Annotated in this window: 10 protein-coding genes and 2 pseudogenes; 3 read left to right on the top strand and 9 right to left on the bottom strand. The window is 43.7% G+C overall.

Annotated features, from left to right (window positions below):
* Both JCM19038_RS07470 and JCM19038_RS07465 read left to right on the top strand, forming a co-directional pair.
* Positions 1 to 708, top strand: a complete 708-nt coding sequence (locus JCM19038_RS07470) for a LytTR family DNA-binding domain-containing protein (protein WP_042416224.1) — start codon at positions 1 to 3, stop codon at positions 706 to 708.
* 10 nt (positions 709 to 718) lie between these two features.
* Positions 719 to 1,351 carry a hypothetical protein gene (locus JCM19038_RS07465; RefSeq protein ID WP_042416221.1) on the top strand — a complete coding sequence of 211 codons (633 nt, stop codon included), beginning with the start codon at positions 719 to 721 and terminating at the stop codon, positions 1,349 to 1,351.
* Positions 1,352 to 1,477: 126 nt separating this feature from the next.
* Here the strand turns inward: JCM19038_RS07465 and JCM19038_RS07460 are convergent.
* The 4 genes and pseudogenes from JCM19038_RS07460 to helD form a co-directional block, all read right to left on the bottom strand.
* Positions 1,478 to 2,244: pseudogene (locus JCM19038_RS07460) on the bottom strand (glycine betaine ABC transporter substrate-binding protein).
* A 149-nt stretch (positions 2,245 to 2,393) separates the two neighbouring features.
* On the bottom strand, positions 2,394 to 3,041 hold the full coding sequence (locus JCM19038_RS07455) for an ABC transporter permease (RefSeq protein ID WP_042416218.1): 648 nt from the start codon (positions 3,039 to 3,041) through the stop codon (positions 2,394 to 2,396).
* A pseudogene (locus JCM19038_RS24710) lies at positions 3,041 to 4,175 on the bottom strand (betaine/proline/choline family ABC transporter ATP-binding protein). Before JCM19038_RS24710 ends, JCM19038_RS07455 begins: the two are co-directional and overlap by 1 nt.
* A gap of 367 nt (positions 4,176 to 4,542) precedes the next feature.
* The gene (gene helD / locus JCM19038_RS07445) at positions 4,543 to 6,765 is read right to left on the bottom strand and encodes an RNA polymerase recycling motor HelD (RefSeq protein ID WP_042416214.1); all 2,223 of its coding nucleotides are present in this window, start codon (positions 6,763 to 6,765) and stop codon (positions 4,543 to 4,545) included.
* A 294-nt stretch (positions 6,766 to 7,059) separates the two neighbouring features.
* On the opposite strand from helD, the gene JCM19038_RS07440 reads away from it, so the two are divergent.
* Positions 7,060 to 8,490: an amidohydrolase family protein gene (locus JCM19038_RS07440; protein ID WP_042416213.1), complete on the top strand. Its 1,431-nt coding sequence runs from the start codon at positions 7,060 to 7,062 to the stop codon at positions 8,488 to 8,490.
* A 26-nt stretch (positions 8,491 to 8,516) separates the two neighbouring features.
* Here JCM19038_RS07440 and JCM19038_RS07435 read toward each other — a convergent pair whose 3' ends face one another.
* The 5 genes from JCM19038_RS07435 to JCM19038_RS07425 form a co-directional block, all read right to left on the bottom strand.
* Entirely contained in the window at positions 8,517 to 10,406 is a 1,890-nt protein-coding gene (locus JCM19038_RS07435) for a prenyltransferase/squalene oxidase repeat-containing protein (RefSeq protein ID WP_042416211.1), read from the bottom strand.
* Positions 10,407 to 10,459: 53 nt separating this feature from the next.
* Positions 10,460 to 10,939: a VanZ family protein gene (locus tag JCM19038_RS07430; protein ID WP_042416210.1), complete on the bottom strand. Its 480-nt coding sequence runs from the start codon at positions 10,937 to 10,939 to the stop codon at positions 10,460 to 10,462.
* Positions 10,932 to 11,084: a hypothetical protein gene (locus tag JCM19038_RS22705; RefSeq protein ID WP_193745072.1), complete on the bottom strand. Its 153-nt coding sequence runs from the start codon at positions 11,082 to 11,084 to the stop codon at positions 10,932 to 10,934. The genes JCM19038_RS07430 and JCM19038_RS22705 overlap by 8 nt, the downstream gene beginning before the upstream one ends.
* A gap of 83 nt (positions 11,085 to 11,167) precedes the next feature.
* A complete protein-coding gene (locus JCM19038_RS20580; RefSeq protein WP_152549360.1) occupies positions 11,168 to 11,440 on the bottom strand; it encodes a hypothetical protein in 273 nt (90 codons plus the stop codon).
* A gap of 77 nt (positions 11,441 to 11,517) precedes the next feature.
* On the bottom strand, positions 11,518 to 12,246 hold the full coding sequence (locus tag JCM19038_RS07425) for an SDR family oxidoreductase (protein ID WP_052361234.1): 729 nt from the start codon (positions 12,244 to 12,246) through the stop codon (positions 11,518 to 11,520).
* Positions 12,247 to 12,250: the final 4 nt, after the last annotated feature.

The raw sequence follows: 12,250 nt of genomic DNA, 5'->3' as shown, positions 1-12,250 counted from the left end.
ATGATTCGAATCGGGATATTAGATGACAATCCGAATGACTTAAATGCAATGGAACAATGGCTTCAAACTCAAGCAGACGTACATATTGAATGGCGTTGCCATACAGCACTCGAAGCCTATCAGTTGCTAAAACACTCAACCATTGATCTATTAATTGCAGATATTGAGATGGAAGGGCTCACAGGGTATGAACTTGCAGAGCGATTACGTGCGCAAGGGATTAGCGTAGATATTATCTTCGTAACCGGGCACTCCGGCTTTGCGGTCCATGCGTTTGACCTCGACGTTGTCGATTACGTAATGAAGCCGATCTCACCTTCACGGATGGAGAAAGCATTGCAACGCTTTCGTTCCTTGAACGCTCAAACAGACGGACCAAAGCTCACGATCCAACAACAAGGAGATATGATCGTCGTCAGCGAAAACGACATTTTGTATATTGAGCGTACAGGTCGCTCATCGACCATCCACACAGCAACTGAAGAGATTTCGACGTATCAATCGCTTCAAGAAATTGAACAAGAACTACAAAGCACGCAATTTTTCCGAACGCACCGTTCTTTTATTACAAACTTGAAGAAGATCACGCAGTTTGCACCATATACAAAGCATTCTCTTGAGATAAGATTCCAAGGAAGCGACAAGCGTGCACTCGTTACGAAGAAGAACTTAAAAACGATCCAAGATCAATTCCCAATTCTTTCTTGAGGTAAAGCCGATGATCATCTTAATCAGTCTACTTATTATCGTGATAGTTAGCAGTGCGCTACTCATCACGAAATTGCATCGCGAACAACGACGCGCTTTTCTCGATGCACAGGCTTTCCAAGACCATGTACAACACCTACACGAATCGTTAAAACAGGAAAAGCACGATCTCAGAACCCACTTAGAAGTGATGAAGAAACTGGCCAAAGAAGGAAACCATGAACAGTTTGAAGATTACGTCACATTGTTGCAACAAGACAGTGAACAGAGCCCTAGTGCAGGGGCTGATCGAGCAGTAGGGGCCTCCATTGCTTACGTTAAAGCAAAGGGTGAGCAACACGGCATTGCTGTCACGACGTCGATCCATGCCAGCTTAAATCAAAGCATGCTCTCGCAAAGTAAAGAAATGCAACTCGTCGTCAACATTTTTAGCAATGCACTTGAAGCTGCTAGAAAAAGTAACGAGTACGTAACATCACCATTTATCGATATCGAAATCAAAAAACAATACGGCATCATCATCGTTGATGTAAAAACAGCACAGCACCAATCCCTAACAAAACGCTCGAGCGTATGTTTCCAAAGCAACACCCCGTCATTGAAAAAAGAGGTCTTGGTACGTACCTCATTCAACGCGCGGTAAACGATGCAGAAGGCTCGCTCGACTTTTATGTTGAAGAACATCTCTTTCACCTTGCCATTCGTTTACCGAGCATGGCTGCTCAATAAAAAAGGAACCTCAGAGAAATCTCTGAGGTTCCTTTTGGTATTATTCTTCGATTAACCCTTGCTCGACTAAGAAGTTACGTGCAACTACTTCTTCAAGCTCTGCGTTAATGTCAACTTCTGCGTTAAGCTCTGCCATCGTTTCTTCTGTTAACAACGGTCCAAGCTCAAGCAATAATTCTTCAATTTCAGGGTGTGCTTCGATCGTATCATTCATGACGATTGGAGCTGCATAATACGGCGGGAAGAAGTTAAGATCATCCGCAATCACTTCGAGATCATATGCTGGAATTCGTCCGTCTGTCGTGAATGCCGCAATCACATCAACTTCTTCGTTACGAAGGGCATCATACATTAAGCCTTCATCCATTTGCGTTGTTGTACCCCAATCATAGCCGTAACGCTCATTCATTGGCATAAGGCCGTCTGTACGCTCTCCGAAGTTTGCGTTGTGAGCAAGCGTTAACTCTCCGGCAATGGATTCAAGATCACTCATATCCGCAACGTCCGCTGCATCAGCAGCACGCATCACGAGCGAGTACCGATTTTCAAAGTCAAATTCATCTAACCACGTAATGCCGTACTCTTCATCATACTCAGCCTTAACCGTATCATAGACTTCCTCAGCAGATGGAGGGTCTTCCGGGTCGATTTCATAATCTAGAACAGTAATATAAGACGTACCTGTATACTCAACATACAAGTCGATGTCACCGTCCATCATCCTTGCGTAAGAATCTCGGTATTACCGAGGTTGTCTTCACGTTCAATCGTAAGATCTGTATTCGCTTCAAGCAATTCTGCAACCATGTGCGTTAAAATGATCTGCTCTGTAAAGTCTTTTCCTCCGACAACAACCGTATCTTCGTCACTGCCACCGCCCCCACAAGCAGAAAGTACAAGTGCTGAACCTAATGCAACTGGTAAGAACTTTTTCATCATTCATTGCCCCTTTTATTCTATTTTTTTAACCCTTTTGGTGTTGCTAATATTTCAATTCGCTTCAAAATGAAGTCCGCAATAATCGCTAAAATAGCTGCTGGAATCGCTCCTAGCAACGTTAATGCGCTGTTTTGCATCGCAAGTCCGCGCATAATAATATCCCCAAGACCACCGGCTCCAACAAACGTCGCAAGCGTAGCGACCCCGATTACGATAACCGTTGATGTTCTAATCCCGGCCATAATGACTGGCAAGGCAAGGGGAAGCTGAATTTTCGTTAAGATTTGACCACGAGTCATCCCAAGACCACGACCCGCATCTACCGTCGCTTTATCCACTTCTAAAATTCCCGTATACGTATTACGTAGAATTGGAAGTAGCGCATACACGGTTAAAGCAAAGATGGCGTTGTTCGTCCCAATTCCGAGTACAGGGAGCATAAACCCGAGTAAGGCAAGACTCGGAATCGTTTGTGCAACTGCAGCAATTCCGATAATCGGTTCAGATAGACGCTTCAAGCTCGTGAGCAACACACCAAGCGGTACAGCAATTAGGACCGCGAAAGACATGGATACGAATACTAAGAAAAAGTGCTCTTGCAAAGCATCCCATACGTCACCTTGACGAACTTGGAACAGTTGCCACATGTCTGTCAGTAGTTCCATTATGCGTCACCTCCTGCACCTTGATGCTCCCATTCCGCAATACCACGGATCATGCTCGTTCTCGTAATCACACCGATGAGCTCACCGCGATCCACGACAGGTAACGTGTACACATCTTCACCGTTAAATTTAGCAGCTACTTCTGCCAACGTAACGTCAGGAGAAACGATCTCTTTAATATCTGTCGTCATCACATCGAGTACCATCTTTGTATCATCTTCAAAGTGTTTGTCCACTTGTTCGAGGGTAATAAGCCTTCGAGTTGACCTTCTTTGTTGCGTACAAAGAGTTGATCCACATGACTTTTCTTCATATAGTTAAACGCTTCAGCAAGCCCTCGGTTCCCACGAACCATCGCGACATCCTTGGTCATCAAATTCCTCGCCACAGGTTGACCGGCGTTTTTGTTTAGACGTTCTGCCCCAATAAAATCACGCACGAAATCATTTTTTGGGTGACGCAAAATACGATCAGGTGTATCCACCTGAACAATTTCCCCATCACGCATAATGACAATACGGTTTGCAATCTTGATTGCCTCGTCCATGTCATGCGTTACAAACACGATTGTCTTATTGATTTCATCTTGTAATTTCACGAGTTCGTCTTGCAATTGCTCTCGACTAATTGGATCAAGGCACTAAACGGTTCATCCATTAGAATAATTGGCGGATCCGCTGCTAAGCCGCGAATAACACCAATCCGTTGCTGTTGCCCACCAGAAAGCTCAGATGGGTATCGCTTTCGAAACGTTTTCGGATCTAGTCCAACGAGATTGAGTAGCTCATCGACTCGTTTTGAGTAACGTTCTTTGTCCCATTTTTTAAGTTTAGGAACAATCGTAATGTTGTCTTCAATTGTCATATGAGGCAATAAACCAATTTGCTGAATTACATAACCACTATCTCTTCTTAACTGAACAGGGTTTTTTTTCTTAATGTTCTCACCGTTTACGAGAATTTCCCCTTCGCTCGGGTCAATTAAGCGATTAATCATTCGCATTGTAGTTGTCTTCCCGCATCCAGACGGTCCAATTAGTGCAACGAGTTCCCCTTCTTCAATATGAAGATTTATATTCTTTAACGCCTTAAAACCATCATCATACGTTTTCGAGACGTTTTTAAATTCAATCATTTTCTCACCTTCAATTCATTCAAAATATGTTAAAAACATGAACATCAAGGCACTAAACCTACATTACATGATTTTCGACATAAAATAAAGATTATCCTAGATTTATTCGTAATGTTCGACAATTCTAAGCATAAACATTTACATATAACCCTTATTTGAACAATTTATAGCAATATACTTACATTCCCCCCCTAAATCCTACCGATCCATCTTAGTGAAGAAATCATATTTAAGTTGGAAATTGTTTGCTATAACGAAATAAAATAAGAATCTGAAGTTAAATGTTCGGATTTTTGACGGAACAACGATTGAAATCCACACGTAAAAATACCCCGATCCACTAAAGGATGGGGCACCTTTCTTTTCATCAACCATCAATCCATTTGTATAAATCAGTGTCAATCGACTGCAACACCTGTTCTGGTTGACCTACAACAAACCATTCTAACTGGTGCATCGCTCTCGTACAGCCTGTATAAAGCAAATGATAGTCGTTTTTCGTTTGATACGTTTCATCGTCAACACCATACATAATCACCTCATCAAACTCAATCCCTTTGGCAAGGTATGACGGAGCGATGAGGACTTGTTTTTTGAAACGGTCGGTCGTTTCTGTAATTAACTGCGCATACTCATGACATGCATGTGCCAGAATATTTGCCTCTGCCATCGTTTTCGTCAGAATCGCAAGCTTGCCATCTCCTTGCCATCCACTCGCCTTGTCAAGCATCGCCTGTTGCATCACTTCATTAGAGGCAAAGCTACGAATGACCGGTAAGTCCCCTTCACGTTGGAACGGGATCATCTCTGGATCCTTTGGAAGCATCTCTTTCGCAAAGTTCATGATGCGAGCGGTTGAACGATAACTTTGTTTTAATGTAATTCGCTCTACGTGACGATCTTCATCATCAGCCAGTGTCAAAATCGATTGGCCTTCTGCTGTATGTTGATGGACCGCTTGCTCAACATCCCCAAGCAATGTGAACCGTGCTCTTGGAAACAGATTCTCTAAATAGCGAATGTGCATGCTCGTGTAATCTTGCGCTTCATCAATAAATAAGAAACGAATGTCCGCTGTGTCCGGACGACCTTTCACTTGGTCATTTAAATAAAAGAACGGAGCAGCATCTTCAAAACGTAAATGCTGATTTACGATTCGATTTGTGAAGTTCTCGTATAATTGTTCCACATCGACAAATTCATGCTTTTCAATTTGTGCTTTTAACGGCTTAATTGTTTGTCGAACAACATATTTACGCACGAGTCGATCTTCTTGAACATGACTATTGTATGTTTCTTTTTCATCTTGCTTTTGCATTACTTTTCGAGAAGCTAACGCATACAGTTCACGCGGCTGGTCTTCCATCGCATCCGTTACCCAGTCTTCATGCAGCTGCTTTTTCTCTAATTGTTGTAGACCTGCGACCAATTCACCAGACATAATTTCTATGCGATTTTCAATACTAATTGTCTCATCAAAATCATAAAAACGTCTCGCCAATTCTTCAGCAGATTTCCATACTTGATTCCGGTACATAATGGAATAAAACGTCATACCGTCTTCCTTTAGGCGGTCAATGTAGCGGTCAAGGCGAACCGGTAAATCTTGATCAGACAATGAGAGATCTTCCTCTAACTGTTCGCTGGCTAGCTGCCGTTCAATTTGTCCGTACGGGCTTTCAAGCATCCACCCTTCTGGCAACCGCCGAGAAATGTGATGTTGAAACGTCGTCTGCTTTAAGTTCTCTTCACCCAGTTCAGGGAGCACGCCTGATACGTATTGATTGAACAAAGGGTTCGGTGAAAGCAACAGCATATTTCCACTATCAAACGTATTTCGATACGTATACAGTAGATAGGCAACTCGCTGCATCGCGGCGGATGTTTTTCCACTACCAGCAGCCCCTTGTACGATTAGCATACGTGCTCGTTCGTTTCTAATAATGGCGTTTTGTTCTTTTTGGATCGTCGTTACAATGCTTTTCATTTCGTTACTCGACGCTTGGCTTAATAAGTGTTGAAGCAATTGATCACCGATTGTGAGCCCCGTATCAAACATCCCTGATAACTCACCTTGGCGGATAATAAACTGGCGCTTACGTTTCATCTGACCCGTTACGACTTCATCATCCGTTTCATAACGAGCTTCTCCAGGAGCATAATCGTAATACATGCTTGAAATCGGCGCTCGCCAATCATAAACGAGAAAGTCGTCGTCATCACGATCCTGTAAAGAAGACAATCCAATATAAATCTCTTCTTCAGCACGTTCGCCGTCTTCAACGAAGTTCAACTTACCAAAGTACGGGGAGTCTTTCATGCGTTCGTATGTCGCTAGCTGTTTAGTTAGCACTTGATGAAAACGTTCTTGCTGACTAAGAAGTTCGGCTTGTTGGCGAATACTTGCTTCGGTCTCAATCACATCGTCTGGTTCATCTAGATTAATGGTTACGTCATCCCAAAACGTACGACGAAGTTCGATGACTTCCTCTTTGGTCATTCCCGCTCCTTCGATTCGTGCGGCAACCTTTTCGTCTATGGTCTGTAACACCTCTTGCAATCGCTGTTGTTCATAGGCTTTTTCGCTCATCTAGACACCCCTCAAATTCATTCTTGACAGCTCACTTGTAAAGTTGATATAATTAGATTAGATAAATATGATTTGTTTATCATCAACTTATGACATCACTTTTTATTGTACATATATAAGGTAGATAAGTAAAGGGCTAACCACGTGGTTAGCCCTTTTTTGTGTATAAGACATAAGCCGGACTGATGCAAGAGATCGGTTGCTTTATATTGCACCAAACACAATTTAAATAGAAGGAATGTTATATTTTATCAGATATTTTTCCGTTATACTGAAATAAAAAAGGGTGATTACATGCGTACAATTGATGTGATGTTCGTGCACGCAACGATTTTTACGATGGAAGGTGAAGGGGTTGGTTCAATTTCTGACGGTGCCATTTGTGTGCACGACCATCTCATTGTCGCTGTCGGTATGAGTTCTGAGCTAATGAACAATTACCGTGCACATCGCACCATTGATGCAGCGGGCAAAGTCATTTTACCTGGGCTTATTGACGCACACATGCATAGTGGTCTTGGAATTTTACGAGGCGTTGCTCAAGATACGAACAACTGGATGGAAAAAGGTCTGTGGCCTTTTATGCACGTTCTTGATGAACCCGCACGAAAAGCTGGCTCACTCGTAAATTTAATCGAAGCTGTCAAAGCTGGGACGACAACGATTTGTGATTACGATTCTGGCATGCTTTCAATCGTAGAAAACCATCGTGCACTCGGCACAAGAGCACGAGTGTGCGAAATGATTAATGAGATGCCTGAACAATACGATGATAACCGGGAAGTTGGCGCACTCTACGACTTCGACCCAGCGGTTGGAGAAGAGACTTATCAAGCGAATCGAACGCTTTTTGAAACGTATCACGAGCGTGACAACGGACGAATTACATGTGTGCTCGGTCCACAAGGTCCAGATATGATGTCTACGGAACTTTTATTAGATGTGAACGAATATGCGAGAAAGCACAATACGCTCGTACATATGCACGTTGCACAAGGCGATCGGGAAATTACGCAAATGATTCAGCGTTATGGAAAGCGAAGCATTGATTATTTACAAGAACTCAATCTGTTAGATGAATCATTAATGGCCGTGCACTTGACCGAAGCGACTAAAGAGGAAGTTGCGACCGTTGCAAAAAGCGGTGCATCAATGATCCTTTGCTCTGGAAGCATCGGAATCATTGATGGCATTGTTCCACCAGCAAAAGAGTTTTTAGACGTTAGTCAACGTTTTGCTTTAGGAAGCGACCAAGCACCGGGCAACAATTGCAATAACATGTTTAATGAAATGAAACTCACATCGATCCTCAACAAATGCAAATATACCGATCCAACACTCTTCCCTGCATGGAAAATGTTGCGAAGCGTTACGGTCGATAGCGCCAAAGCCATTGGACTCGATCATGAAGTAGGATCATTGTCAGCAGGCAAGAAAGCCGACTTGATCATGATTGACCTAAAAACACCTGCCTTATTCCCGACCATCGAGTCGCCCATCCGCAATATCGTACCGAATCTCGTCTATTCAGCAAATGGTAGTGAAGTTGAGTTCGTAATGATTGATGGAAAGATCATTGTCGAAGATTCAAAACTTCAATCCATTGACGAACAAGCAGCGATTGCAGAAGGTCAACGCCATGCCGAACGCATTAGCGCGGACGTACGTGAACAACCAAGACTAGACACACCCATCTTTCACATGATGGCAAACGACCAACTCTAGCTCTACCGGGGACAGTCCCCACTGCTTTAAAGCGCTGGGGGACTGTCCCCGTACTTCTTTCGGTAGTGCGCGAGTGCGAGTAGCGGGTAAATGTATTCGTAACTATGATAATGAAAATAAATCCGATCCGCTAGGCCCTTTCCTGCGGGGTAACTTCTTGGCCACTGACCATCTCCCAAGCGATCGAGGACATAATGAAGAGCATCATACATCGTTTTATTCGGTGTGTCATACATGGCGACGAGGGCATCGAGTACCCAAGCTGTTTGTGTTAAATGGCTGGAATCGAGTGGCGTATAGCGCTTATAACGATCACTTAAACACGATTCCCCAAATCCGCCGTCTCCGTTTTGCTTCTCCTTTAACCAACCGATTGCTTTCTTTGCCGTCTTATCTTCTCGCCCTACCCCGCTCGCTTGCATCCCTGTCAGAGCTGCCCACGTACCATAAAGATAATTCACACCCCACTGCCCTTTAAATGACCCATCCTTTTCTTGCTCACGCTCCAGCCACTTTACCGCTTTTCGAAGAATCATATCGCCGCCTTTCACGTCCGTATAATTCCCGAGTAGCTCCATCGTTCGTCCAGTCAGATCAGGTGTGCTTGGATCAGTGAGTATTCCTCGGCTTTCAGGAATGGGAAGCATTGCCAGTAGCCAACTATCGGTATTCTTTTCAAACGCTGACCAACCGTGGTCATGGTTTTGCATGGAAATTGTCCACCTTACCCCACGGTTCCAAGATTCAAAGATGTCTTGATTCTCCTTTGCGTTCCTAGCAAGTGCACGAAGCGCAGCAGTCGTATCATCCACATCTGGTTGAAATGTATTAACGTCTGAAAACCCCCAACCACCAGGCAACACCTTCTTGTTATGCATCGCCCAGTCACCGTAACCTTCCTGCTGTCGGTCAAGTAGATAGTCATTCGCCCGTTCAATCATTCTATCGTCCGTACGCACTCCCGCTTCTTGTAGCGCATAACTAAGCAATGCCGTATTCCAAACCGTCGCAGTCGTGAATTGAAAATGAGGGTGACCATCAATCGTCGTCTGAAATCCGTACAATCCTTCTAACGCGTCTTCAATGATCGGATCGTCTTTTGGATGTCCAAGTGCCAACAAACCAAAAATCATAAACATCGTTGACGTAAAGTAACTAAACAATGTACCGTCTTCTTCGATCCCATTTGTCATGTACAACTTCGCCCGACTTCGCGCAAGCAGATGCAGCTCCTGTGGCGTACGAATGAGACGTTTCACTCGTTGCACGATCGACGCATGCATTCGCTCCCACTCGTTAGCTTCTGGCCAATCTTCCTCTCCACGAGAAGCGAATAAATCCGACAAATCCGGACTTTGAGCCGTTTTCACTTGCAACTTCTGATCCGCAGCCAATATCAACGGAACAACATGCGCCCTTCCATACACACTCATACTGTACAAATTAATCGGGAAAAAGTCCGGAACTAAAATCAGTTCAATTGGAAACGGAAAAAAAGACGGCCACTTGTATTGTCCCGTCAACGTCAAGACGATCTTCGTTAAAAACGCCGTCTTTTGGATTCCTCCACTTTTCATAATGAATTGTCGAGCCCTCTTCATCCGCTCATCGTCTTCACGATAATAGCCCGAATAAAGCAATGCATAATAGGCTTCGACTGTATTAGTCACATTCCCCGTATTGTCGTCCGCAAAGAGCTTCCAAGCTCCGTTCGGTTCCTGCTTCTTAATGAGACGGTTTGTAAGCCCTCGAATTAATGCCTCGTCATCTCGCTCAAGCGTTCTGAGCAAAATAATCATGTACGCATCAGTGAACGTACCTGACTCTAGCGGATACCTCCAAGAGCCGTCCTCCGATTGATCGGCACGTACCGTTTGAATTAACTGATCAATTCCTTCCGAAACATTCACAATCATCACTCTTTCAGAACAAATTTTCTTCCAGTTTATTCAAGGATAGGCTGACCCATTCATTCCTTCCGTTTATAAAACCACAAAGCAAAAACGATCCCTAACATTGCTCCAAAACTATCCAACATGACATCTTGCCACATTCCACTTCGATCAGGATGAAAAAACTGACGCACTTCATCAATAACCGCAAAACCGACAACGAACAAAAAGCTAAAAAGACTTGACCGGAACGCATTTACATTAAATCCATATAACAATCGAAATAGTAAAAAAGCGAGCAATCCAAATACAAAGATGTGCATTCCTTTTCTAATAAAGAACTCAATAAACGTGACGAGGCCGAGGTTGTCTACACTAATTAAGCGACCTCCATATGTAAATGCAACCGACGAGAACAACGTCTCCAAAAATTCACTTCCCGGGAATTGCGAGAGTACCGATCGAATATCTTGTTGCTCATACGACATCGTCGAGCTGACAAAAGTCAAAATGATCACACCAGCTAAAGGCGCAACTAAACGAAACGTTCTAGACATTTGTTCCCTTTAATTCTGGCCACGCTTTTGTTAATTGATTCTGTATGTAAACGTGAGCTTCGTCGAGACTCATCGCCGGATCCTCTTCTGAACGTTGCACGAGCTGGTTCATTAAGACAATTAACTGTTCTTTTTTATCGTCCATACGTCATCCTCCTTTCATCGTTACTACTTAGACGTATAGGACACCTTATACGTTACAAAAAGCAGGGCGTAAATCCGCCCTGCTTACGTTACGTATTTTTGTTGATCTTGCCGATGTTTCGTGTAATAAGAGATCATCGGTGCTAATGTTTCTTTGAAGTCTGGACAAGTGATGCCACTACCTGAGAGGTCTCGCACTGCTTGCGATGAGTCATACGTTGCATGAATCGCGTGATACGCCAAAGCCTCACTTGATACTCGTAAGTACCTTTCGAGCATAGGGTTTAACGAACGCCCTGCAAAATGAGAGAGCAACGCCTTCTTTGGCGTCTTATCGAGGTAAGCTTCACTTAACATCGTGTAAACCTCCTCCATCGTATACGGATGAGGATCAGTAAGGTGATACGTTTTCCCAATACCCTCTTCGTGATGACTTAAAAACACCGCGCCCCGCACGACGTAGTGACTGGAACGAAATTCCCGTTCACTGAGCCTTTCACGAGTAATGGAACATTTCTAAAACGAAGCTGCCTGAACCGCTCCAACATATTCAAGTAAAAATACACTCCGTCAAACTTCGTCGTTGCCCCAGTTTTGGAATGCCCCCTTACAATACCAGGTCGAATAATTGTCGTTGGCACGTTCTGCCTCGTCTCAAGAGCAAGCACTTCAGCCTCATATTTAGATCGTTCATAGTGATTTTTGAACTGTTGATTGCGAATCAATTCCGTTTCATAAATCACACCTTCTCGATCACCTGATACGAATGCTGTACTAAAGTACGTATACCGCTTCAGAGAGCGAATTCCTTCAACAAACTGATTCACATTACGTGTACCCACAACATTAACCTTATGCGCCATTTTTTCTTTTACTGAAAGATCGTATATGGCAGCAAGATGAAAGACGTGCGTAACAGACCGTTGTAAATTGTATTGAAGCTCCTGGCTCAACCCGAGCCCCTCTTGTGTAATATCGCCAGGAATGAGCACCCACTGATTCTGAAACAACCCGTCGATCACAAATTGTTGCTTCGCTTTTTGCAACATACTCGGGTGCACAAGCAAATAAAGCTTATGCACGTTGTTCGTTGCAACAATTTCATCTAATAATTGCCCCGATAAGAACCCTGGATAACCAGTTATGAAGTACGTGTTCTCCAAGTCG

The sequence above is a fragment of the Geomicrobium sp. JCM 19038 genome, from assembly GCF_000698125.1.
In the GTDB taxonomy this organism is placed as follows: domain Bacteria; phylum Bacillota; class Bacilli; order Bacillales; family Marinococcaceae; genus Geomicrobium_A.
Note: the sequence above shows the minus strand (reverse complement) of the source record. Positions and strands in the feature narration are given on the sequence as shown.

Coding starts and splice junctions, on each gene's coding strand:
- JCM19038_RS07435 (WP_042416211.1), bottom strand. CDS start 10,406: ATGATTGTGAATGTTTCGGAAGGAATTGATCAGTTAATTCAAACGGTA.
- JCM19038_RS22705 (WP_193745072.1), bottom strand. CDS start 11,084: ATGGACGATAAAAAAGAACAGTTAATTGTCTTAATGAACCAGCTCGTG.
- JCM19038_RS07465 (WP_042416221.1), top strand. CDS start 719: ATGATCATCTTAATCAGTCTACTTATTATCGTGATAGTTAGCAGTGCG.
- JCM19038_RS07470 (WP_042416224.1), top strand. CDS start 1: ATGATTCGAATCGGGATATTAGATGACAATCCGAATGACTTAAATGCA.
- JCM19038_RS07430 (WP_042416210.1), bottom strand. CDS start 10,939: ATGTCTAGAACGTTTCGTTTAGTTGCGCCTTTAGCTGGTGTGATCATT.
- JCM19038_RS07455 (WP_042416218.1), bottom strand. CDS start 3,041: ATGGAACTACTGACAGACATGTGGCAACTGTTCCAAGTTCGTCAAGGT.
- helD (WP_042416214.1), bottom strand. CDS start 6,765: ATGAGCGAAAAAGCCTATGAACAACAGCGATTGCAAGAGGTGTTACAG.
- JCM19038_RS20580 (WP_152549360.1), bottom strand. CDS start 11,440: ATGTTAAGTGAAGCTTACCTCGATAAGACGCCAAAGAAGGCGTTGCTC.
- JCM19038_RS07440 (WP_042416213.1), top strand. CDS start 7,060: ATGCGTACAATTGATGTGATGTTCGTGCACGCAACGATTTTTACGATG.